General features: G+C 63.2%; 17 protein-coding genes. 11 read left to right on the forward strand and 6 right to left on the reverse strand.

Features of this window, described 5'->3' with window-relative positions; translation table 11 throughout:
* Window positions 1-23 precede the first annotated feature (23 nt).
* The 3 genes from HMPREF0291_RS05420 to HMPREF0291_RS05430 all read right to left on the reverse strand — a co-directional run bounded on the left by HMPREF0291_RS05420 (window position 24) and on the right by HMPREF0291_RS05430 (window position 4,180).
* Window positions 24-1,232 (reverse strand): acyl-CoA dehydrogenase family protein, encoded by a 1,209-nt coding sequence (locus HMPREF0291_RS05420; RefSeq protein WP_005289141.1) that lies wholly within the window; start codon window positions 1,230-1,232, stop codon window positions 24-26.
* 111 nt (window positions 1,233-1,343) lie between these two features.
* A complete protein-coding gene (locus tag HMPREF0291_RS05425) occupies window positions 1,344-2,543 on the reverse strand; it encodes an acyl-CoA dehydrogenase family protein (RefSeq protein ID WP_005289144.1) in 1,200 nt (399 codons plus the stop codon).
* A gap of 122 nt (window positions 2,544-2,665) precedes the next feature.
* Complete coding sequence (locus HMPREF0291_RS05430) at window positions 2,666-4,180, reverse strand: AMP-binding protein (RefSeq protein WP_005289149.1); 1,515 nt, start codon at window positions 4,178-4,180, stop codon at window positions 2,666-2,668.
* A 204-nt stretch (window positions 4,181-4,384) separates the two neighbouring features.
* Here HMPREF0291_RS05430 and HMPREF0291_RS05435 point away from each other — a divergent pair, with 204 nt between their 5' ends.
* From HMPREF0291_RS05435 to HMPREF0291_RS05450, 4 genes are all read left to right on the forward strand, one after another.
* Window positions 4,385-4,690 carry a hypothetical protein gene (locus HMPREF0291_RS05435; protein WP_005289151.1) on the forward strand — a complete coding sequence of 102 codons (306 nt, stop codon included), beginning with the start codon at window positions 4,385-4,387 and terminating at the stop codon, window positions 4,688-4,690.
* A 23-nt stretch (window positions 4,691-4,713) separates the two neighbouring features.
* Window positions 4,714-5,124 carry a nucleoside-diphosphate kinase gene (ndk, locus tag HMPREF0291_RS05440; RefSeq protein WP_005289155.1) on the forward strand — a complete coding sequence of 137 codons (411 nt, stop codon included), beginning with the start codon at window positions 4,714-4,716 and terminating at the stop codon, window positions 5,122-5,124.
* A gap of 99 nt (window positions 5,125-5,223) precedes the next feature.
* Complete coding sequence (locus HMPREF0291_RS05445) at window positions 5,224-6,915, forward strand: alkaline phosphatase D family protein (RefSeq protein WP_005289158.1); 1,692 nt, start codon at window positions 5,224-5,226, stop codon at window positions 6,913-6,915.
* Between the two features lie 266 nt (window positions 6,916-7,181).
* Window positions 7,182-10,304 (forward strand): translation initiation factor IF-2 N-terminal domain-containing protein, encoded by a 3,123-nt coding sequence (locus HMPREF0291_RS05450; RefSeq protein ID WP_005289161.1) that lies wholly within the window; start codon window positions 7,182-7,184, stop codon window positions 10,302-10,304.
* A gap of 116 nt (window positions 10,305-10,420) precedes the next feature.
* On the opposite strand, the gene HMPREF0291_RS05455 is transcribed toward HMPREF0291_RS05450, so the two are convergent.
* Window positions 10,421-11,644, reverse strand: a complete 1,224-nt coding sequence (locus tag HMPREF0291_RS05455) for a hypothetical protein (protein WP_005289164.1) — start codon at window positions 11,642-11,644, stop codon at window positions 10,421-10,423.
* 263 nt (window positions 11,645-11,907) lie between these two features.
* Here HMPREF0291_RS05455 and HMPREF0291_RS05460 point away from each other — a divergent pair, with 263 nt between their 5' ends.
* Genes HMPREF0291_RS05460 through HMPREF0291_RS05470 form a run of 3 tightly spaced genes read left to right on the forward strand, consistent with a single transcriptional unit; the run spans window position 11,908 to window position 17,340 of the window.
* On the forward strand, window positions 11,908-13,743 hold the full coding sequence (locus tag HMPREF0291_RS05460; protein WP_050748869.1) for a dynamin family protein: 1,836 nt from the start codon (window positions 11,908-11,910) through the stop codon (window positions 13,741-13,743).
* Between the two features lie 10 nt (window positions 13,744-13,753).
* Window positions 13,754-15,202, forward strand: a complete 1,449-nt coding sequence (locus HMPREF0291_RS05465) for a dynamin family protein (protein ID WP_005289170.1) — start codon at window positions 13,754-13,756, stop codon at window positions 15,200-15,202.
* A 50-nt stretch (window positions 15,203-15,252) separates the two neighbouring features.
* The gene (locus HMPREF0291_RS05470; RefSeq protein ID WP_005289173.1) at window positions 15,253-17,340 is read left to right on the forward strand and encodes an Hsp70 family protein; all 2,088 of its coding nucleotides are present in this window, start codon (window positions 15,253-15,255) and stop codon (window positions 17,338-17,340) included.
* A 50-nt stretch (window positions 17,341-17,390) separates the two neighbouring features.
* Here the strand turns inward: HMPREF0291_RS05470 and HMPREF0291_RS05475 are convergent, their stop codons facing one another.
* Both HMPREF0291_RS05475 and HMPREF0291_RS05480 read right to left on the reverse strand, forming a co-directional pair.
* Window positions 17,391-17,930 (reverse strand): RNA polymerase sigma factor, encoded by a 540-nt coding sequence (locus tag HMPREF0291_RS05475; protein WP_005289176.1) that lies wholly within the window; start codon window positions 17,928-17,930, stop codon window positions 17,391-17,393.
* A 9-nt stretch (window positions 17,931-17,939) separates the two neighbouring features.
* Window positions 17,940-18,377: a hypothetical protein gene (locus tag HMPREF0291_RS05480; RefSeq protein WP_040423546.1), complete on the reverse strand. Its 438-nt coding sequence runs from the start codon at window positions 18,375-18,377 to the stop codon at window positions 17,940-17,942.
* Window positions 18,378-18,657: 280 nt separating this feature from the next.
* Here HMPREF0291_RS05480 and rplU point away from each other — a divergent pair, with 280 nt between their 5' ends.
* The 4 genes from rplU (at window position 18,658) to proB (ending at window position 22,068) form a co-directional block, all read left to right on the forward strand.
* Window positions 18,658-18,963 carry a 50S ribosomal protein L21 gene (gene rplU, locus HMPREF0291_RS05485; protein WP_005289184.1) on the forward strand — a complete coding sequence of 102 codons (306 nt, stop codon included), beginning with the start codon at window positions 18,658-18,660 and terminating at the stop codon, window positions 18,961-18,963.
* Between the two features lie 12 nt (window positions 18,964-18,975).
* Window positions 18,976-19,326, forward strand: a complete 351-nt coding sequence (gene rpmA / locus HMPREF0291_RS05490) for a 50S ribosomal protein L27 (protein ID WP_005289188.1) — start codon at window positions 18,976-18,978, stop codon at window positions 19,324-19,326.
* Between the two features lie 108 nt (window positions 19,327-19,434).
* Window positions 19,435-20,955: a GTPase ObgE gene (obgE, locus tag HMPREF0291_RS05495; protein WP_005289190.1), complete on the forward strand. Its 1,521-nt coding sequence runs from the start codon at window positions 19,435-19,437 to the stop codon at window positions 20,953-20,955.
* Complete coding sequence (gene proB / locus HMPREF0291_RS05500; protein WP_005289192.1) at window positions 20,956-22,068, forward strand: glutamate 5-kinase; 1,113 nt, start codon at window positions 20,956-20,958, stop codon at window positions 22,066-22,068.
* Window positions 22,069-22,180: the final 112 nt, after the last annotated feature.

Raw genomic sequence — 22,180 nt, forward strand, 5'->3', positions numbered from 1 at the left:
GCCAGGTGCCACGCCCCTTCAGGTTAGGAGCGGTACGCGCTCACACCGGTGATGGACTTGCCCACGATGAGGGACTGCATCGTGTCGGTGCCCTCGTAGGTGTGCAGGGATTCGATGTCCGCGTGGTGGCGGGCGACATCGTTCTCGAGCAGGATGCCCACGCCGCCGAACATGTCGCGTGCGTCGGCGGAGATCTTGCGGGCGCCGCGGGTGTTGTGGACCTTGGCCAGGGCGGCTTGCTTCTCGTTGAGCTCGCCGGCTTCCTCGAGCTCGAGCAGGCGGCGGCAGTAGAGCGCCATGGAGGTGACGTCCTGGAGCATGTCGGCCAGGCGCTGCTGGATGATCTGGTTCTTCACCAGCGGGCGGCCGAACTGCACGCGGAGCTGGGCGTAGTCGAGGGCCTTTTCGTAGCAGTCGATCGCCATGCCGAGCGCGACCCAGGCCACCGCGATACGGGTGCCGGTGAGCACGCGGGCAGTGTCCCGGAAGGTGTGGGAGTTGGGAAGGCGGCGGTCGTCGGAGACGCGGACGTCGTTAAGCTTGATGTGCGCCTGGGGGATGCCGCGCAGGGATGCTTTGCCCGTGATGGTCTCGGCGGAGTAGCCCTCCTGGTCCTGGTCGACGATGAAGCCCTTGACCTCGCCGTCTTCCTCGTCGCGGGCCCACACGACCGTGATGTGGCCGACGGAGCCGTGGCCGATCCACTTCTTCTCGCCGTTGATGACCCACTCGTCGCCCTCACGGCGCGCGGAGGTCTCCAGGCCGATCGAATCAGAGCCGTGGTCGGGCTCGGTCAGGGCGAAGCCGCCGCGAATCTCCATCCGCGACATCGGGCCCAGGTACTTAGCCTTCTGATCCTCGGAACCGCACTCGGAGATGGAACGCATGGCCAGGCCGGACTGCACGATGTGGGCGGTGGCGGTAGACGCGTCGGTACGCGCCAGCTCCATCTGGATCAGGCGGTTGGCGCGGATTGAGATCCCGGGCTGCCCGTCGATCTCGATGCCGTCGGTGACCAGGCCGCGGCGGGCAGCTTCCTCAACAGCAGGGATGTTGTACTCGGCCTTCTCCCACGACTCGTTGAGGGAGGGGCGGGCCCACTCCATGAACTCGCGGGCCTTCTGCCACCACTCGAGGTCTTCACCATCGACATCGGCGAAGACTTGGTAGTAGTCGGTTTTCGGGTTCAGCAGGGCGGCAACGCCGGTGAGGTTCTCGTCGGTCTGTGTCATGAGTTTTCTCGCTTCTTCGGTCAAGTGGAACAGGTAATGAGAGCTAGAAAAGCTGCACCGCGCCGGGGGCCGGTCGCGATGCAGCTGGGAGTCACCAGAGGGGGCAGGGGCCTAGCCAGCGAAAGCGCCGACGCCGGTGATGGACTTGCCCACGATGAGGGACTGCATGGTGTCGGTGCCCTCGTAGGTGTGCAGCGCCTCAATGTCGGCGTGGTGGCGGGCCACGTCGTTCTCCAGCAGGATGCCCACGCCGCCGAACATGTCGCGTGCGTCAGCGGAGATCTTGCGGGCCGCGCGGGTGCAGTGGACCTTGGCCAGGGCGGCCTGCTGCTCGGTGATCTCACCGGACTCTTCCAGCTCGAGCAGGCGGCGGCAGTACAGAAACATCGAGGTCAGGTCCTGCAGCATGTCAGCCAGGCGCTGCTGGATGATCTGGTTCTTCACCAGCGGGCGGCCGAACTGGGTGCGGCGCTGCGCGTAGTCCAGGGCCTTCTCGTAGCAGTCGGTGGCCAGACCCAGGGAGGCCCATGCCACGGAGATGCGGGTGCCGGCCAAGACCTTCGCAGTGTCGCGGAAAGAGTTCGCGTTTGGCAGGCGACGGTCCTCGGAGACGCGGACGTTGTTGAGCTTGATGTGCGCCTGCGGGATGCCGCGCAGGGACGCCTTGCCCGTGATGGTCTCAGCCTCGTAGCCGTCCTGGTCCTGGTCGACGATGAAGCCCTTGACCTGGCCATCGGAGGTGTCACGCGCCCACACAACGGCGATGTGGCCGACGGAACCGTGGCCGATCCACTTCTTCTCGCCGTTGATGACCCACTCGTCGCCGTCGCGCTCGGCGGTGGTCTCCAGGCCGATGGAGTCAGAACCGTGGTCCGGCTCGGTCAGCGCGAAGGCGCCGCGGATCTCCAGCTTGGACATGGCCTTGAGGTACTTCGCCTTCTGCTCCTCAGAGCCGCACATGGCGATGGACTGCATAGCCAGACCACCCTGAACACCGAAAGCAGTGCCGAGGGATGCGTCGGTACGCGCGAGCTCGAACGCCATGAGGCGTGCAGCGCGTACAGACATGTGGGGCTCGCCCTCGATGTCGATGCCGTCGCGGACCAGGCCGCGCTTACCGGCTTCTTCGACGACGTGGAGCTGGTATTCGGCCTTCTCCCAACCCTCGTTCACATACGGGCGGGCGTAGTCACAGAAGTCGCGGGCCTTCTTCCACCACTCCAGATCTTCGCCCTCGACGTCGGCGAATACCTGGTAGTAGTCGGTTTTCGGATCCAGCAGCTCGTGGACTGGGTTCTGGCTGTCAGCCATCTTTGCCCTCTTTTCTCAAAAATGTGGAGCGAAACAATTCCGCCCTTAATTGTGACCTTTATCGCAGAATTTATCAAACGATTCGAGCGCCAATTCGCTGTGGGATTTCTCCCATCAACCCCTTAGCTTTCCAGCGGAATATCGCGCAGTTCTTTGCGCAGAATCTTGCCGGTCGGATTCTTCGGGATCTGGTCGATGAACGTCACCGCGCGGATCTTCTTGTACGGGGTAACGCGCTCGGCGACCCAGTCCATCAACTCCTCCTCGCTCAAGGACGCGCCCTGTTGCAGGACGACGAACGCGCGCGGGATTTCCAGGCCGTCGCGGTCGACGCCGACCACCCCGGCGTCTGCAACCGCGTCGTGGGTGAGCAGGAGTGCTTCGAGTTCAGCCGGTGCGACTTGGTAGCCCTTGTACTTGATCACTTCCTTGGCGCGGTCGACGATGTAGAGGTGGCCGTTGTCTGCGGCGCGGGCGACGTCGCCGGTGCGGAGCCAGTCGTCGTCAAGCAATGTTTCGCGCGTGGCTTCTTCATTGTTGAGGTAACCGCGCATGACCTGGGGTCCGCGCACGAGCAGCTCGCCGGACTCGCCCTTCGGGAGGTCTTCGAGGGTCTCGATGTCTACGATGCGGCACTCGGTGTTCGGTACGGGGAAGCCGATGGAGCCGGGGTTGGTCTCGCCGTGGATGCCAATGCACACCGCGGGAGAGGTTTCCGTCATGCCGTAGCCCTGCACAAACGTGGTGCCCAGGCGGCGTTCGACGGCGCGGGCCACTTCCTCATCGAGCGGCGCAGCACCCGAGAACATGATCTTGTTCGCGGCAAAGCCCTCCGGGGTGACGGCGGGGTGCTTTGCCAGTGCGACGGCCATCGGGGGAGCGACGAAGGTGAGCTCGATGTCGTGGTCGCCGTGCGCGCTCAGGAAGACATCCAAGTCGAATTTCGGCAGAGTGTGCACGTTCCAGCGCAGCTGCAGCGGTGCAAGCAGTAGCGCGGTCATGCCGTAAATGTGGGAAAACGGCAGGGGAGACAGGGTGTTGACGTGCTTGTCCATCCCGTTGCGCTCGAGCATGGACACGGCCTGCAGGACGTTGGACGTGAGGTTGCTGTGGGAGAGCATGACACCCTTCGGCAACCCGGTAGTGCCGGAGGAGAACGGCACTGACGCGAGCGCGCTGCCATCGACGCTCAGCTCGGGTGCGGGCAGTCGCTTTTCGACGATTCCCGCCAACTCGTGATCCCACACATGCTTGTCATGCCCTACGTCGGCCACACCGATGAACAGGTCTGCCCCGGCCATTGTGGCCACCTTCTCCACGTCAGCGTCGTTCAGCAGCACGCCGATCGGGTTGACCGTGGCCCCGGCGCGGAAAATGCCGAACAAGGCTGCGGCGAAGTTGATGGAGTTCGGGATCTGCAGCGTGACCACGTTGCCGGGGCCGATACCGCGGTCAGCCAAATACCCGGCGATAGCGTCTGCCATCTCCTGCAGCTGTGCGTACGTGACGGTGTCGCCGGTGGTCAGCTCGGTGATCGCGGTGCGCTGGGCGTCATCGCCGGAAAGGTCGTTGAAGATGAGGTCGTAGACGGAGCCGCCGAACAGCTCAAGGTCCGGGTACGGGCTGGAATAGATCATGGAGTCTGGCCTTTCAGTCAATGGTCTCGCGCATGGATGCCGCGGGGAAAGATGGGTCCGCGGCAGTACTTCGCATAATAAAACAATTAGCCCCCTGAATGTGAGGTAAGTCGCTTTTTCTTTCTAGTGAGAAACGGTTAACGTTTCTCTGCTGCTTCAACGCTCGCCGGGCCAGCGAAAACACTGTGAAGTAGGGTGTGGTTCATGCAAGCTGCCTCCTTGATCTTTGCGGCCGTGTTCTCATTGGTCGCTATCGTCGGCGTGTTCCTGGATCTGCCCACCTGGATTTCCGTCGCCGCGCTTGCGGCCGCGGCCCTGTTCCTGGTGCTCGGCCTGGCAGATAAGTACCGGCAGATGGAGCGCACGTCGATCGAGCTCGACAGCGAGCAGCGCGCCACCATTGAGCGCATGAAGAAGGAGGGCAACCACGATATGGCGGCCCGCCAGGTGCAGTTGTGGTTCCGGAACACCAGCTACGAAGATGCAGCAGCCGTGGTGCGCGAGCTGTAGCGTCATCCCGTAGGCTGGAACGCATGACTGAACGCACTCTGATTCTGATTAAGCCCGACGGTGTGGCAAACGGCCACGTCGGCGAGATCATCACCCGCATCGAGCGCAAGGGCCTCAAGCTCGTCGAGATGGACCTGCGTACCGCTGACCGCGAGACCGCTGAGAAGCATTACGAGGAGCACAAGGACAAGCCGTTCTTCGGTGAGCTCGTGGACTTCATCACCTCCGCTCCGCTGGTCGCTGGCATCGTCGAGGGCGAGTCTGCAATCGCCGCGTGGCGTCAGCTCGCCGGTGGCACCCACCCGGTGGAGAAGGCCACCCCGGGCACCATCCGTGGTGACTTCGCCTTGACCGTCGGTGAGAACGTGGTGCACGGCTCCGACTCGCCGGAATCCGCTGAGCGCGAGATCGCGATCTGGTTCCCGAACCTCTAAAGCCTCACTCGGTTAATGGCACGTGAACTCGTGCCGAACAGTCCCCGATGAACTGCTGCTCCGGTTGCAGCTCTTCATCGGGGACTTGATTCTTAGTGCATGACTTCCCAGAATCTTCCCCGCCGTCGTTTTCTGGCCGGTTCGGCGACGGCTGCTGCAGCCGCTGCCGTCGGAACGCAAGCAGTCGCTCACGCGCAATCCTCTTCTTCTGCACTGTCCTCGGCGCGTTTGCCGAAGGCCCCGGCCCCTAAGCCGTGGTCGGTGTTCATGCACGGCGTTGCTTCGGGTGACCCACTGCCGGATTCGGTGATCATCTGGACCCGCGTGAGTGTGTCCCCAGAGGCTGCGCCGGGATCTGAAAAAGGTGAAGATGCGGATGTGACCTGGGAGATTGCCACCGACGACGCGTTCGCGAACATTGTCCGCAGTGGCTCGGCCCGCACTACCGCAGTTACCGACCACACCGTCAAGGTGGACCCGCGTGGCCTGCAGCCGGGGACGGAGTACTTCTACCGCTTCCGCTACAAAGACACCATCTCTCCGGTGGGCAAGACGCGCACCGCGCCCGCGTCCAACGCTGACATCAACGAGTACAAGCTCGTTGTTGCGTCCTGCGCCAACTACGAGTGCGGCTACTTCACCGCGTACCGTGACATGGCTGAGCGCGCCGAAGCTGGCGGGGTCGATGTCGTGGTCTTCCTCGGTGACTACATCTACGAGTACCCGACGGGGGAGTACGCCGGTAAGTCCGGTGTCTCCCGCCCGCACCACCCGGCGCACGAGATTGTGACGCTGGCGGACTACCGCATCCGTTACGGCCGCTACCGCACTGACGAGCACCTGCAGCGCGCGCACGCTGCAGCGCCGTGGGTGGTTGTGTGGGACGACCATGAGACTGCCAATGACTCCTGGGTTGGTGGCGCCGAGAACCACACCCCTGGCGAGGAAGGTGAGTGGAAGGTCCGCGAGTCGGCCGCGCACCAGGCCTACTTCGAGTGGCTTCCGGTGCGCGCCACCCGCCCGTCGCAAGGCGGTCACATCTATCGTTCGTACCGCTTCGGTAACCTGCTGCAGCTGACGATGATGGACCTGCGCTCCTACCGCGATGAGCAGGCGAAAACGTTCAGCAAGAAGATTGACGCACCGGAGCGCACCATGCTCGGCTCGGAGCAGTTCAACTGGCTCAAGGGTCAGGTCGAATCCGCCGACACCACATGGAATGTGCTGGGTAACTCGGTGATGATTTCCCGCATGGAGATCGGCCACCTGCCGAACACGACTGAGCAGAACCGTACCGCGAACTACGCCATCGACGAGTTCACCCAGTCCGCCGGCCTGGCTGTGAACACTGACCAGTGGGACGGCTACCGCGCTGAGCGCGCCAAGCTGTTCAACATTCTCACCAACACCAAGGCGCACACGCTGTTCCTCACCGGCGACATTCACTCTGAGTGGGCGCACTCCGTGCAGCACAACGGGCTGGAAATCGGCGCGGAGATGGTGTGCTCTTCGATCACCGCGCCCAATGTGGACGAGATTGTCACGCAGTACACCCGCACGTACACGCCTGAGGACAACCCGGTCACCCACCTGGTGGAGCAGGTCATGTACTCGGCGAACCCGTGGGTAAACCACGTCGACTTCGATTCGCACGGTTACGGCATTGCGCGCGTGCAGAAGGACCGTGTGATCATGGATTTCTACCGCGTGTCCAACGTCGAAGACCCGGGCGCGTCGGCGCGTCTCGCGGTTTCGCGGACATGGGTGCCGGGTCAGGGCTTCCAGCAATAAGCTTATCGACGTCTCTACCCCGCCCGGCTTCCCACCACACCCAGCTCCGTATGCCACAATGGTTGCTGAACTATATGCCTTTCGTGGCATATGAATGTTCATCAAGCTTTGTACGAGAATCGTTCACTGCGCGGAGCTGACTGTCGGCTAGAAGCTAGCAGCGCTGTGCGGCGGCGGTGGGAGAGAACCTGCTATTGGTTGTTCCCACCAGCGCCCGGCGGGGATAGTCGCTCACGCGCGGCAATTCAATAGGAGATGTTCTTTCCGTGGCTGACAGCGACGAAAACACCACCACTGAGGTGTCCTCCGCGGCGCCGGCGCAGAAAAAGACAACGAAAAAATCTGCGGTAAAATCCACCAAGAAAACAGCAAAGAAGTCGACTAAGACGGCGAGAAAGACGGCCAAGAAATCATCACGGCGTGCTGCTAAGAAGTCGACATCGAGTTCAGAGCAGCATAACGAAACGCAGGCAGCTGAACAGTCCGCTACTCCGCTGTACGACCGTTCCCGTCTCGGTGAGAAGACCCGAGTCTTCGCCTTGGCGAAAGAGCTGGGCATGTCCTCGAAGGACCTGGTCGTCGCGCTCAACGAGCTGGGCATGGTGAAGGTGGCGCAGTCCTCGTTGACACGCGCGGAAACCGAGCAGCTTCTTGACGCTTTGGAGTCCCAGCCCAGCTCCTCCGACGACAAGATCCGCGAGCGCGTCCGCAAGGATGTGGCCAACGAGATCAACCAGATCGAGGAGAAGGTCGAGGCTGATCTCGAGTCTGCCGGGGTTGCGGAACCCGCTGACGAAGACAGCGACGACACCGACGAGACGGATGACGCTGAAGTCTTGTACGACGTCGAACCTGACGTGACCCCGGCCCCGGAGGATGATGACGAAGATTCCGCCACGGGCCTCTACGCGCCGGTGTTCAAGGCGGCGCCGCGGTCGTCGCGGAGGAGGGCGAGTCGCTCGTCGGAAAGCGATGCGAAGGGCACCGAGCAGACGCAGGACGCCCCGGGCGACGCTGCCGACGCAGGATCCAGCGAGGCGAGCGAGGACAGCGAGGACTCCGGGTCCAAATCGAAGCGTCGTAGTTCGCGCAAGACCAGCCGCAAGCGCACCGAGAAGCAGGACAATGCCGAGCCCGAGCAGATCGACGAGCCGAAGGCCATCAAGGGGTCTTCGCGTCTAGAAGCGCAGCGCCGCCGTCGCACTGAGCGCCGCGAAGAAGATCGCAACCGTTCGCGCGTGGTGTCCCAGGCGGAATTCCTTGCGCGCCGCGAGTCGGTCGAGCGCACCATGGTCGTGCGGGAGCGTTCGCGTCACGACGGCCCCGGCAAAATCACCGAAGTCGGCGTCCTGGAAGATGGCCTGTTGGTGGAGCACTTCGTTGACTCCGACGACAGTGCTTCGATGATCGGCAACATTTACCTGGGGCGTGTGCAGAACGTACTGCCCAGCATGGAAGCTGCGTTCATCGATATCGGCCAGGGCCGCAACGGCGTGCTCTACGCTGGCGAAGTCGACTGGAAGGCTGCCGGCCTCGGCGGTCGCGCGCGCCGCATCGAGCAGGCGCTCAAGTCCGGTGACCAGGTGTTGGTGCAGGTGACCAAGGACCCAGTCGGCCACAAGGGCGCGCGCCTGACTACGCAGATCTCCTTGGCGGGCCGCTACTTGGTCTACGTGCCGGGCGGGCACAGTGCCGGAATTTCGCGCAAGCTTCCGGCCCCGGAGCGCAAGCGGTTGAAGGACATTCTGGTCAAGGTCGTTCCGGGTAAGGGCGGGGCGATCATCCGCACGGCCGCTGAAGGCGTGCCAGAAGAGGCCATTGCCGCGGACGTGAAGCGTCTGCACACCCAATGGCAGACCATTAGGCAGCAGTCGGAGCAGGAGAAGAAGTCGAAGGGTTCCAAACCGGTCACGTTGTACGAGGAGCCGCGTCTGCTGGTCAAGGTCGTCCGCGACCTGTTCAACGAGGACTTCCAGCAGCTCGTTGTCGACGGCAAGAAGCCGTGGAACGTGGTGAGCAACTATGTCGAGTCCGTCGCCCCGGATCTCGCTGACAGGCTCGAGCTGTTCGACCGGGGCGACCACGACGGCCAGGACGTATTCGAGGTCTACCGTGTCGACGAGCAGATTCAGAAGGCTCTGTCGCGCACTGTGTGGCTGCCGTCCGGCGGCACCTTGGTGATCGACCGGACCGAGGCCATGACTGTTATCGACGTCAACACCGGCAAGTTCACCGGTTCCGGCGGTTCGCTGGAGGAGACGGTCACGTCGAACAATATGGAGGCGGCCGAGGAAATTGTCCGCCAGCTGCGTCTGCGCGACATCGGCGGCATGATCATCATCGACTTCATCGACATGATCTTGCCCGAGAACCAGGAACTGGTGCTGCGCCGCTTCAAGGAGGCACTCGGCCGCGACCGCACGCGCCACCAGGTCTCCGAGGTCACCTCGTTGGGCCTGGTTCAGCTCACGCGCAAGCGCCTCGGCACAGGGCTCGTGGAGACGTTCTCGACGAAGTGCGAGTGCTGCGACGGCCGGGGCATTGTGCTTTCCGACGATCCCGTCAGCGCAACCGATTCACGCGACGACGCTTCGGGTCGTGGCGGCCGCCGCGGGAACCAATCCCGCCGCCGCAAGCCGGCGCAGGATCCGGCGGGCCACCCGGCAGCTCTGGCCATGCAGGGCCGTGACGATGATCCTTCCCAGGAGTCCGGGCGGGACACCGAGAATGACGTAGAGAAGGACGTGGAGCAGCTCGAAGAGCTTGCCGACGCTGTCGTGATCACCAACGACCCAGTCGAACCCATCGACACGAGCGACACAAGCGATACCGACGATTCCTCCGATGAGGACCGGCCGAAGCGACGCTCCTCCCGCCGCCGCGGTCGACGCGGCAGCGGCCGCGGCAAGGGTCGCCCGCAGCAGGAGACCACCGACGCCCAGGACACGCCCGAGGATTCTTCCGGTCGGGACGACGAGGACGCGTCCGAACCGGCGAAGACGTACGAGGAAGCTGTCGAGGAATTCGAGCGATCGCCGCGCCGCAAGCGCAACACTCGCGGCAACTCCACGTCGGATCACCGCCCGCGCCGGGAGGACTACGAGCAGGCTGAAGCGGAAGATGACCAACCGGACGATTCCGCTGAAAGCGCGCAGCCCCGCACGTCTGATCCGGGCCGTGCGCCGGAGCGCGGCTCCCGCGGTCGTCGCCGGGCGACCCGTCGCACCACGGCTGGGCGCGATACGGCACGGCAGCCGGTGAACGAGAAGCCGATGCAGCGCCAGGATCCGGCCAAGAAGTCGAGTGGCAAGGCTGCGCCGCAGCAAAGCGACCAGCCGGCCCAAACCCGCTCCCGCGGGCGTCGGCGCGCTACCCGTCGCACCAGCTAGTTGAACCGAGGAGAACCGGTGGGGGCCGTTAAATCGCGGCTCCCACTAAACGCCCGCCAATGACTGAAGCCCCCTTCCCAGCGGGAGGGGGCTTAGCCGTTAGCTAGCGGTCGTGCTTAGGCCATGTCGGTCGGTGCGTCGAAGTCGATGCCCTCGGAGTCCGGGAACTCCGGTGCTTCGTTGTAGGTGTCGATGGCTTCCTCGGTGTCGTAGTAGCCGTCGCCGGTGGTGTCGGTCAGCAGGGAGTCGCCGTAGCCGTCGCCGTCGACATCGATGATGGCCTCGTCGGTGATGCCGTCGCCGTCGGTGTCGGAGTGCTGCTCGTCGACCTTGCCGTCGAAGTCGGAGTCGACGAACAGGGTGTCGGTGATGCCGTCGCCGTCGGAGTCAACCTCCATGGCGTCGATCTCGCCATCGTTGTTGGTGTCGTAGACGATAGCGTCTGCGTAGCCGTCGCCGTCCAGGTCGACGACCACGCCGCCCTCCGGGTGAGCCTCGCTGGACATTGCCGGGTCGGTTTCGGTGGCGCGCTCCGGAGCAGCCTCCTCGTCCTCGAGGTCGTCGAGAGCGATGTCGTCGGAGTCAGACGGTGCCGGTGCCGGTGCTGGTGCGGCAGCGCCAGGTGCCTCCTCAGCTGGTGCTTCCTCAGCCGGAGCTTCCGGAGCCGGAGCCGGTGCGCCCTGCTCAGCCGGTGCGCCCTCCGCCATGTTCTCGAAGAACTCGCGCTGCTCCTGGTTCGGGCCGGACGGGGTGCCGTCAGTGGAGTCGATCTGGCCGTCACCGTCGAAGTCGTACTCGCGGTAGTCCATCTGGCCGTCGCCGTCGGTGTCGAAGGCGAAGGAGTCGAGCTTGCCGTCCTTGTCGGTGTCGGAGAAGCGGGTGTCCATCTCGCCGTCGCCGTCGGTGTCGAACTCGACGCTGTCAGCCTGGTGGTCGTAGTTCACGTCGCGGACGGTGGTGTCCATGATGCCGTCGCCGTCGGTGTCGAAGTGCTCGACGTCGGTCTGGCCGTCTCGGTTGGTGTCCTGCGCGGCGTAGTCCGGAGCGCCGTCGCCGTCGAAGTCAACCTCGACGCGCTCGACGTTGCCGTCACCGTCGCGGTCGAAGATGCGGGTCTCTGCGACGCCGTCGCCGTCCATGTCGGCGTGGAAGGTGTCCAGGTTGCCGTCGCCGGTGGTGTCCTGGCCGCCCTGGATGTCACCGGTGTGGACGTTGCCCTCGGCGTCGGTGTACTCGAACTGGGTGGGGACACCGGTCTGCTCTTCAGCGCCAGCGTTCTGGGGTGCGTTCTGGTTCTGGGTGTTCGGGGTGTTGTTCTGAGCGTTTCCCTGGTCGGACATTGTTCGTTCCTCTCGTGTGTTGTGTGTAGTTTCGGTGGTCTTGCGGTCCGGGCTTCCCGGGCTGTTGTGACCTGACGTTCTGTCCAGTCACCTGTGTAATGCGCAGCCTATGCCCAAGGTTCCCGGAAGGTTTGAAGTTTTTCTCAAACTTTCAACCAAAAATGTCAAAACACCAGGTTAAGAACTGCTTATACCTGAGAAGGTACTTCTTCTCTGCGCTGAAGAATGCGCAGCAAGAGATAATTTGGGCTTAAATGGCCGTCATGGAACCGACCACTTCTCAGCCTGCTCAGCACACTGCTCAGCAGGCATCGCCGCAGCGACGAAGTCCGCGGGAATCACTCGACCGAGCGATGGACATTGCACGTCGCTACGGCCAGAATTCTGCCGTCGATGTGGCTGAGAACCTCTTGGACGCACCTTTCCGCACGGGCACAGTCGTTGTCGTCGGCGAGATCAAGCGAGGCAAGTCCTCCCTTGTCAACGCGCTTGTGGGGCAGCGGGAGCTGTTGCCGGTGGACGTGTTGACGTCGACAAGCGCCCCGATCCGCGTCAGTGTCGCCCCGGCAGGGGAGGGGCCGATCTCCCCGCGCGTCGAACTCAACCGCGGCGACGGGCGCCAGCCCATTGACATCGCCGATTTGCCGCGCTACGTCACCATCGACGGCATGGAGGGCTCACGTAGCGGCAGCGACGACGATGAGCTGGCTACGGCAGCGTCGATCGAGTTGGAATGGCCCGCACTTGCAGGCACGACCATCGTCGATACGCCTGGCGTGGGTGGTCTTGACGAGCACGCGGTGAAGGCGTCCTTCAGCGAAGCTCACCGTGCGGGCGTGTTGCTCATGGTGTGCGATGCGTCGACGCCGATCACGAAGCCGGAGATGGACATTCTCGCCGAAGCGCGCCAGGAGGTCGGCGCCGTGATCGTCGCTGTGACCAAGACGGATAAGAACATCCGCAGGTGGCGGGCGATTGTGGAGGACAACCGCAGGCTCATCCGCGAGCACCTCGGTGCCGATGTCCCGGTGATCGGGGTTTCTAGCCTGCGCGCTATGGATTCGGTGGATATGACAGCCACGGACCCGGAGCGTGCGGAGGCGATTGCCCAGCGTAGCGGCATCGTGGACCTCCGCAACGAGATCCACCGCATGTTGAAAGACCCGAAGGCGCTGGGTCTGCGCAGCTCCATCGAATCCATCATGACCACGCTGAACGGTATTCAGAAGCAGATCGCCCGTGAGATCGAACTGAACGCGAAGCCCACGCAGGGAGTGGCCAAGCTGGAGGAGGAGCAAAAAGAGCTTGAGGAGCTCAAAGAGCACGCCTCCGAGTGGGAGCAGTTGCTCGCCCGCGATATCCAGCTCATGCGTAACCGCATCACCGACGAGCTGGACCAAGACATCGAAGCGCTGCGCAACGGATGGACGCAGCGCATCAACAAAGAGGGCATGCGCGTCCTGCGCTCGAAGCCGCAGGTGTTCACCAGCCAGATTGAGGCGGAGCTGACGGAACTGATCAGCAGCACCCTGGACAAGCAGCTCGACGGCATCAAGGAACGGGCAGAGCAGTTGTTTCCGGACCGGCCGGAAATTGTCCACTCGGTGCTCAGCGCTGCGGTCAGCTCTATTGCCCCGGAGGCCGTGAAGGGCCGTCAGGTGGACAAGAAGACGAAGGACCTGATGGATCCCTCGATGCTCACCATGGGTGCGATCGGTGCCGGCGCGTTGTCGTTCATCATTCCGTTCGCGCCGCTGGCAGGTGTGGTCTGGGTCGGTGTGAACATGAGCTTCCGTGCTCTGCGCAACGGCAAGACCCACTTGATCCAGTGGTTGCGCGAGATCACGCAGACGACGCGCATGTCCATTACCCGCCTGTTGGACACGATGATCGCCTCCGCCCGCACCGAAATGGTTCTGCGCTACCGCTCGCACTTGCGCCACCGGCAAAAAGAGGTGCAAGAGCACATTACGCAAGCCCGTAACGCCGCCCGCGAGACGGAGACGGAGCGCAAAGAGAAGATCACGCGCCTGTCCAAGAACCAGAAGATCATTGCGGGCACGATCAACGAGCTGAAGACCCACCTCCAGACTCTCTAAGGAGACCACTATGAGCCAGCCCCACCAGAACGGCGCTGAGGCGCTCAACGTTCTTCTCCGCCAGAGCATCGACGCCCTCGGTCAGGGAGGACCGCACCTCGAGCGGCCTGCAGCCGAGCTGCGCGAGTTGGTCTCGCGTCCGCCACGAGTCGCGGTCATCGGACGCTTGAAGTCGGGCAAGTCCACACTGGTCAACGCGTTGACGGAGAGCCGCATCGCGGCGACCGGGTCGTTGGAGTGCACGATGGCAGTCAGCGTCTACGACGAAGGCGCGCCGGCCCGCGCGGAGATCATCGGTCTCGATGGCAAGGTGCAGAGCGTTCCGCTCGCCGGGGAGCCGTTGGCGGATCTGGGCCGCCCGCTCGACGAAATTGATTTCGTCCGCCAGTTCATCCCGATTGCGCGTTTGGCCACGCTCGGCATCATCGACACCCCGGGTACAGCGACGCTCACCGTCGAAAACGAGGCGCGCACGCGGCGCATGCTTATCGACGGCTCCCAGGACACCAAACGAGCCTCCTCCTGGGCCGACTGCGTGGTCTTCTTGTCTGACTCCGCCCCCCGCGACGACGAACGCGCGTTCGTGGCTGATCTGGGAATGACCCCGTTGACGGTGGTGGGTGTGGTCTCCAGGGCCGACTCATTCGGCGCGGGCGCATTCGGTCAGAAGGACCCGCTGGAAGTCGCGCAGGCGTACGCGGGACGTATCGCAGAGCAAATGGGCGGCACGGTCGGCGCGATGGTCCCGTTGTCGGGTTTGCTGGCTGAATCTGCCTTGACGGGTCGGGTCACTGGTGCGGTGGTCCGCGATGTCGCAGCGCTGGCCGGCCTGGACCGCGATGCGATGCTGGAGTTTGTTGAGGCGGAGGATCCGTCGACAAGCGTGGAAGGCTTCACCGCGGACGAGCGCGACCATCTCTTGGACGTCATGGGCGAGTACGGGCTCATGTATGGCCGCACGGTGGCTGCAGAGCAGGGGCCGGCAGGGCTGCTGGAGTGGATGAAGCGAACATCGGGAATTGAGCGCTTGACCACGATCATCACCGAAGAAATGCCATATTTTGCCACTCTGCAGCGCGCAGTACGCGTTGTCGATGCCCTGGACACGCTGTCCAATGCGCCGGAGTCGCGCGACCATGCGCTGTGGGTGCAGTCCGTGCTGGAATCGCAGCCGGCGATGAAGGATGTCATGCTCTACCGCAGTTTCAAGAACACGGCGGCGGATTCGCCGAACTCAACGCTCATCCCGCGGCTGCGGGCAGCAATCCAAGGTTCCACCCCGGCACAGAAAGTCGGCTTGCGTGCCGACGCCCCACCTGAGCGCGTCATTGACGTCCTCCGCAGCGAACTCGGCGAGCTACGTGAGCTTGCTATGACCCCGCTGTCCGCCGCGGAAGATGACGCGCGCGAACGCCTGATTGTGGCCTACCAATCAGCTTGGAAACAGATGACCAGATAGCCAGCACGGGTTAGACTAATGCCCGTCTTTGTGTTTAAGGAGGAAACGGCATGGCCGGTTCGTGGAATTTAGCAATTGACTTCGGTACTTCTAACTCGGCGGCCGCCCACACGAGTCCGGCGGGCGGGGCGATCGAAGCTGTGGCGTTGAGCCACCGCTCCAACCTGATGCCATCGGCCATCTATGTCGATTCTGACAGTAAAAACGTGGTCAGCGGCGACTCGGCGCTGCTCGCCGGGCGGCGCGACCCTTCGCGCCTGGTGCTGTCCCCGAAGCGGTTTATTGATCACGAGACGATTGAATTGGAGGGTGATGATGTCCAGGCGCAGTTGGTTTTTGCTGCGCTGATCGGCGACATTGTGGACCGCGCGAAGTCTCAGCACGCTGGCGTGGATCCGGATACGGTGACGTTGACGCATCCGGAGCGGTGGTCGCACAATGCGGTGGGGAATTTGGTGGATGCGGCAGAGCGCGCCGGAATTCCGTCATCGAAGCTGCGCATGATCTCCGAGCCCCGCGCCGCAGCCATCCACTATGCCGCTCAGCAGCAAGTCCCCGCAGGCCAGCACGTGGCTGTGTTCGACTTCGGCGGCGGTACCTTGGACATCGCGGTGCTGCGCGCGGAGCACAACGGCGACTACCGCGTCGTTGCCGCGAAGGGCGACAACAGTCTCGGCGGCAGGACGATCGACAACCTTGTCTACCGCTGGGTCATTGAGCAGATCGACCACGACGACCCCGACCTGGCCGATTCCTTGCGCACCGCGCCCACGTCCGTGATGAACGCTCTGCAGGAGAACATCCGCGAAGCGAAGGAGATGCTCTCCGACACCTCGTCTGCAACCGTCACCATTTCTTCGCCGTCGGGGGAGAGGGATGTGTTGATTACCCGTGATGAGTTCAACCGGGTGATTTCTTCCCCGATTGGGCGTGCGGCTGAGATGACGCGTGCTGTGTTGGGTGAGGCTGGGGTGACGTCTGCGGATACGCCGATTTATTTGACGGGTGGGTCGTCGCGGATTCCGTTTGTACAGGATGAGTTGGGTCGTGTTGGGCGTGTGATGCGTCTTGATGATCCGAAGACGGTTGTGTGTCGTGGTGCGTTGGTGGCGACGTTGCGTGGGTTTACGCAGTCGGCTCGGGGTGGGGGTCAGCGTTCTGTTGCTCCGGGTGCGAATCCGTTTGGCGGCCCAGCCCAACCCCCGCAAGCGGCGCAAAGCCCGCAGCGTCCCCAAGGCCAGCCTGCCCCGGGCGGTGTGAGCCGGCCGATTGGACAAAGTGAGACGGCGCAACTTCCGCAGTCGCCACGGCCGGGCCAGCGAGACCAGGCTGGCATGCCTGGTCAGCCGGGCCAGTTCGCTGGGGCCGGTGCCGCCGGTGGCGGTGGCCCGTACGGTCAGGGTCCGAGTCAGGCGTCTGGGTTTGCGTCGGTGCCGTCAAGTGGTGCGCAGCAGAACAAGGGCGGTAAGGGTCCGTTGATTGCCGCTGGTGCGTTGGGTGCCGTTGCGCTGTTGGGTATTGGTGGCTGGGCGGTGACTCGTGGTGGGGATGACACTGACGGGTCGACCGAGGCATCGTCGACAGCACCTTCTGTCAACGAGTCTGAGACCGCACCCGCAGATAACACAACGTCATCAGCGGCGGCATCTTCGCCAACTAGCTCAACGTCTTCCGCACCTGATGCTAAGTACATTCCAATGGGTGAGCTCATCGGTGATGATGGCTTCCTCCCTCAGCAATTCAAAGATCTGGTGAAAACGTGCCAAGTGGAGGAAGATGCAGCTGAGGAGTGGATTCGATGGATTGAAGATACCTCGGTGAAATCGCATTGGTGCAACATTCCACGGGACGGCGATACAGAAAGCATCTCGTACGCCACAATTCTCAGGGACGACAACGCCACCGCGGCCATCGACATCATGAAGCGTATGGATGGCAAAGACGACTTCACAGTCGAAGAAGATAAGGGCGGAGGGCCTGTCGTCTACATGGTCAAACCCGACAAGTACTCGGGTCCTAATGCCATCATTTACTATCCGGATAAGAAGTTCGCTGTGCATCTCTCGAGCAGAGGCGACGATGATGCGCAGAAGAATGCGTTCATCCAAGACTCACTGAAGGAACTCGGATTCCGCTAATGGCCCAGCGAGCACATTTGCTCGCGGGGGTACCGTAAATAAGAAACGCCCTACGGGCCAGCGCCGCTGGCCACGAGGGCTTCTTTTAGTTTGCCGCGCGCACGGTTAAGGCGGCTTTTCACTGTTGCGACTGGGATGCCCTGGTGCGCGGCGATCTCGTCGTACGACAGGCTCGCGTATTCACGCAACACCAAGACTTCCTTGAAGTCCGGGTCCAACGACTCGAGGGCCTCACGCACCACCATCGTGGTGGTCACGCGCTGCTGGATGGGGGCAGCGCTATCAGCTTCCTCCGCACCGGCCTCATCGTCGGGAAGCTCGCGCTTTTTGCGCATGATGTCCAACGCAGCGTTGGACGTGATGCGGTAGAGCCACGTGGAGAACCTCGCCTCCGGTTTGAACCGTTCGATGTTCTTCCACGCGGAAATCATGGCGTTCTGCATGGCGTCCTCGGCGTCGTGCTGATTGCCCGTCACCGACATCGCCACCGCCCACATGCGTCGGTTCGCGTCGCGGACAAGTTCAGCGAATGCTTTCTCATCGCCGTTTTGCGCGCGAGCGACCAGCTGCTTTTCTGTGTCCCTATCCACGCGCCCTCCTTAAAGCCCTGCCAACGGGTCGTCAGCGCCGAAATCGTCCAAGTCGTCAGAACCGAAGTCATCGGAACCGAACTGGTCGAGATCATCGGAGCCGAGATCGCCGGAATCAGCCGAGCTGTCAGCGAACTCGTCCGGCTGGTCGGGCTCCGGCCAGTCGATCTCGTCGGCATCGTCAGCTGCGCCGGCATCGTCGGACGGAGGAGGGGCTTGCGCGCCGTCGTCAAGCGAAGGCTCGTCGAAATCCGCCAGGTCGATGTCGCCCTCCTCCTCGTACGGCACGAGGCTGTCGGAGTCGGGAACGAGATCGCCGTCGGGTTCGGGTGTTGCGGGGTCGACCGCGATGTCGAGCATGCGCGCAAGCGCATCTTCGGACGGGGCGCTCTCAGCGAAAAGGGAGCTGAAGGGCGGAAGATTCATGGTTTCAGTAGACTCAGTCATCGTCGGGACCTCCTTTCTTGAACAGGTGAGCGCGAAAAACCGCGTGTGTCTTCCGCCAGTGTAATGCTCCGAAGACAAGAAAGGTTCCCGGAGCTGTTTGGTTTTTGTCCTGGGTGCGGTGTAGTCTTTGACAGTCGCTGTTTTGGGGCGCGCCTTGCTGTATTGGAGCATGCGGGCAGGGCTGCCTGGTAGAAACCCTAAAACGCTCAAAGAATCTCACATGATATTCGGTGCTGTGGCATGCCGGTGCCGGACGAGTAGAAGAAAGGGGTAACCCGCTATGTACGCTATCGTCAAAACCGGTGGTAAGCAGCACAAGGTTGCCGAAGGCGACCTCATTCGGGTCGAGAAGATCGAGGGTGAAGCTGGCGATTCTGTGGCACTCACCCCGGTTCTCCTCGTCGACGGCGCCAACGTGACCTCCACCGCCGATGACCTTGCAAAGGTCAGCGTCTCCGCTGAGATCGTGGAGCACGGCAAGGGCCCGAAGATCGACATTCTCAAGTACAAGAACAAGACCGGTTACAAGCGTCGCATGGGCCACCGCCAGCCCAACACCACGCTGAAGATCACTGGCATCAAGTAGGGAGATACACACATGGCAACCAAGAAGGGTGCATCCAGCTCCGCGAACGGTCGTGACTCCGAGTCCAAGCGCCTCGGCGTCAAGCGCTTCGGAGGCCAGCAGGTCAAGGCCGGCGAGATTCTCGTCCGTCAGCGCGGCACCAAGTTCCACCCGGGCGACAACGTCGGCCGCGGCGGCGACGACACACTGTTCGCTCTGACCGAGGGTTCCGTCCAGTTCGGCATCAAGCGCAAGCGCCGCATTGTCAACATCGTCCCCGCTGACGGTGAGGGCGTGTCCTCCGAGGTCCTCGAGGCCGCAAACGAGGCCAACCTTGTTGAGGATGAGGTCGTCGAGGATAAGTCCGCTTCCGCAACCGCTTAAACGCGGCTTGAGCGTCATGCGCCGGTGAACCCAGCTGGGTTTTCCCGGCGCTTTTCGCTTAATGTCAACAAGAGAACACACGCAGCACCGTGTGAAAGGAGCATCACCATGGCACAGTTCGTTGATCAAGCTGTCCTGCACCTGCAGGCCGGCGACGGCGGTCACGGCTGTGTTTCCGTGCACCGCGAGAAGTTCAAGCCGCTCGGCGGGCCCGACGGCGGCAATGGCGGGCACGGCGGCGACATTATTCTGGTGGTGTCCCCGCAGGTGCACACCCTCTTGGACTTCCAGTACCGCCCGCACTTGAAGGCAAAGCGCGGCGGCAACGGCGAGGGCGACAACCGCAACGGCGCCCGCGGTGAGGACTTGGTGCTCGAGGTACCGGTGGGCACCGTCGTGCGCGATGCGGACGGAGAGATCCTGGCTGACTTGAATGCGCCGGGCATGCGGTTCATCGCCGCTGAGGGCGGCTATGGCGGACTGGGCAACGCCGCGCTGGCGACCGCCAAGCGCAAAGCGCCCGGGTTCGCGCTCAAAGGTGAGCCGGGCCAAGCGCACGACCTCATTCTGGAACTGAAGTCCATGGCCGATGTCGGCCTAGTCGGCTTCCCGTCGGCGGGCAAGTCTTCGCTCATTTCCACTCTGTCGGCGGCGAAGCCGAAGATCGCGGATTACCCGTTCACCACCCTGCAACCGAACCTGGGTGTGGTGGATGTCGGACACGACACCTTCACCATTGCTGATGTGCCGGGTCTGATCCCCGGCGCGAGCCAAGGCAAGGGCCTGGGCCTGGACTTCCTGCGCCACATCGAGCGCACCGCCGTGCTCGTCCACGTCGTTGACTGCGCCACGCTCGAGCCGGGCCGCGATCCGCAGTCCGACATTGAGGCGCTGGAGGCAGAGTTGGATTCCTACGCCGAACTCATCGAGACCGAGAGCCACGAATCGGGTCTGGGCGACCTGCGGGAACGCCCCCGCATCATTGTCCTCAACAAGATCGACATTCCGGACGCCCGCGAACTGGCCGAGTTCCTCCATGACGACCTCGCAGAGCGCTTCAGCTGGCCGATCTACACCATCTCCACGGTTACTCATGAGGGGCTGGAGGAGCTGAAGTGGGCGCTGTGGGACGTCGTCAAGCAATCGCGCGCTACCCGCCCCAAGGTCGAAACGGCGACGCACCGTGAGGTCATCCGCCCGCGCGCTGTGGACCACCGTGACGAAATCACCGTCATCCCAGACCCCGAGTTCCCGGGTGCCTGGATGGTGGTCGGTGAGAAGGTCGACCGGTGGATCCGCCAGACCGACTTCGAGAACGATGAGGCTGTGGGCTACCTGTCGGACCGCCTCAACAAGGCCGGTGTCGAGGACCAGCTGCGTGAGCTCGGTGCGAACGAGGGCGACACCGTGACCATCGGCGACATTTCCTTCGACTGGGAACCGTCCATCGGTGGCGATCCGACGCTCGCAGGCCGCGGCCAGGACGCGCGTTTGGGTGGTACGCAGCGTGCGTCGGCAGCCGAACGCAAGCGCGCATCCCAGGCCCGCCGTGGACTCATCGACGAGTACGACTTCGGCGATGACCTGCTTGACCGCCGCGAAGCCGACCGTGAGCGCTGGCAGGGTTAAATGAATCTTCGCCGCGACATCGCCACGGCCAAGCGCATCGTGGTCAAGCTGGGCACGAGCTCGCTTGTCGACGAATCATCGGCCGTCTCCCAAGCCAAGATCGACCGCATAGTCGACGCGATCGAATCCCGCATCGCCTGCGGCAGCGACGTTATTGTTGTCTCTTCGGGTGCGATTGCGGCGGGAATGACGCCGCTCGGGCTGAAAACCCGTCCGCAGGACTTGGCGACGAAGCAGGCCGCTGCCGCCGCCGGCCAGATCCACTTGGCGCAGTCGTGGGGCCAATCGTTCGCCCGCTATGGCCGGACGGTTGGCCAGGTGCTGCTCACCCAGTCCGACGCCGGTGTGCGTGAACGCGCCCGCAACGCCCAGCGCACCATCGACCGGCTGCGGCAGCTGGGGTCGGTGCCGATTGTGAATGAGAACGACACGGTGGCGACGTCGGAAATGCGCTTCGGCGACAATGACCGGCTCTCCGCGATCGTGGCCACGCTGATTTCCGCCGACGCACTGATTTTGCTTTCCGACGTCGACGGCCTCTACGACCGCAACCCCGCCGACCCAGCCCCGAACTTCATCGATGAGGTTCGCAGCGGCAAAGACCTAGACGGGGTCGTCGCAGGAGACGGCGGGCGCTTTGGCACCGGCGGCATGGCCTCGAAGGTCTCGGCAGCCCGCTTAGCTACTCGTGGGGGAGTTCCGGTTCTGCTCACCTCCGCGGAGAAGATCGAAGAGGCGCTGAGCGATGCCCAGGTAGGGACCGTGTTCCACACCCGGCCCGATTCGCGCCTGTCCGCGTGGAAGTTCTGGGCACTCTACGCCGCTGACGCCGAGGGCATCCTGCGCCTGGACGAAGGCGCGGTCAAAGCTGTCACACGTGGCGGAACGTCGTTGCTCGCTGTCGGCATCACCAGTGTCGAAGGCGAGTTCCACGCCGGGAACATCGTGGAGATTCTCGGGCCCGACGGACAGGCAATTGGCCGTGGTGAAGTCGCCTACGGTGCTGCCGAGCTGCAAACGATGCTGGGCAAGCACACTGACGAGCTGCCTGCGCACCAGCGCCGGGCTGTTGTTCACGCGGACTATCTGTCCAACTACGCGTCGCGTCTGTAGGCAGGTTCGTTCTGACGGTAAATCACCACTGCCGATACACGAATGGGCGGTGAAGGGGGCATTAGTTTTTAATATCGCCTTTCGCTGCGCTGGCGCAGCGTTTCCGCAGGTC

This window comes from Corynebacterium genitalium ATCC 33030 (assembly GCF_000143825.1).
GTDB classification, from domain to species: domain Bacteria; phylum Actinomycetota; class Actinomycetes; order Mycobacteriales; family Mycobacteriaceae; genus Corynebacterium; species Corynebacterium genitalium.

Excerpts from the sequence above, each read along its gene's own strand:
- HMPREF0291_RS05420 (WP_005289141.1), bottom strand. The coding sequence starts at position 1,232 with ATGACACAGACCGACGAGAACCTCACCGGCGTTGCCGCCCTGCTGAAC.
- HMPREF0291_RS05425 (WP_005289144.1), bottom strand. The coding sequence starts at position 2,543 with ATGGCTGACAGCCAGAACCCAGTCCACGAGCTGCTGGATCCGAAAACC.
- HMPREF0291_RS05430 (WP_005289149.1), bottom strand. The coding sequence starts at position 4,180 with ATGATCTATTCCAGCCCGTACCCGGACCTTGAGCTGTTCGGCGGCTCC.
- HMPREF0291_RS05435 (WP_005289151.1), top strand. The coding sequence starts at position 4,385 with ATGCAAGCTGCCTCCTTGATCTTTGCGGCCGTGTTCTCATTGGTCGCT.
- ndk (WP_005289155.1), top strand. The coding sequence starts at position 4,714 with ATGACTGAACGCACTCTGATTCTGATTAAGCCCGACGGTGTGGCAAAC.
- HMPREF0291_RS05445 (WP_005289158.1), top strand. The coding sequence starts at position 5,224 with ATGACTTCCCAGAATCTTCCCCGCCGTCGTTTTCTGGCCGGTTCGGCG.
- HMPREF0291_RS05455 (WP_005289164.1), bottom strand. The coding sequence starts at position 11,644 with ATGTCCGACCAGGGAAACGCTCAGAACAACACCCCGAACACCCAGAAC.
- HMPREF0291_RS05460 (WP_050748869.1), top strand. The coding sequence starts at position 11,908 with ATGGAACCGACCACTTCTCAGCCTGCTCAGCACACTGCTCAGCAGGCA.
- HMPREF0291_RS05465 (WP_005289170.1), top strand. The coding sequence starts at position 13,754 with ATGAGCCAGCCCCACCAGAACGGCGCTGAGGCGCTCAACGTTCTTCTC.
- HMPREF0291_RS05470 (WP_005289173.1), top strand. The coding sequence starts at position 15,253 with ATGGCCGGTTCGTGGAATTTAGCAATTGACTTCGGTACTTCTAACTCG.
- HMPREF0291_RS05480 (WP_040423546.1), bottom strand. The coding sequence starts at position 18,377 with ATGACTGAGTCTACTGAAACCATGAATCTTCCGCCCTTCAGCTCCCTT.
- rplU (WP_005289184.1), top strand. The coding sequence starts at position 18,658 with ATGTACGCTATCGTCAAAACCGGTGGTAAGCAGCACAAGGTTGCCGAA.
- rpmA (WP_005289188.1), top strand. The coding sequence starts at position 18,976 with ATGGCAACCAAGAAGGGTGCATCCAGCTCCGCGAACGGTCGTGACTCC.
- obgE (WP_005289190.1), top strand. The coding sequence starts at position 19,435 with ATGGCACAGTTCGTTGATCAAGCTGTCCTGCACCTGCAGGCCGGCGAC.
- proB (WP_005289192.1), top strand. The coding sequence starts at position 20,956 with ATGAATCTTCGCCGCGACATCGCCACGGCCAAGCGCATCGTGGTCAAG.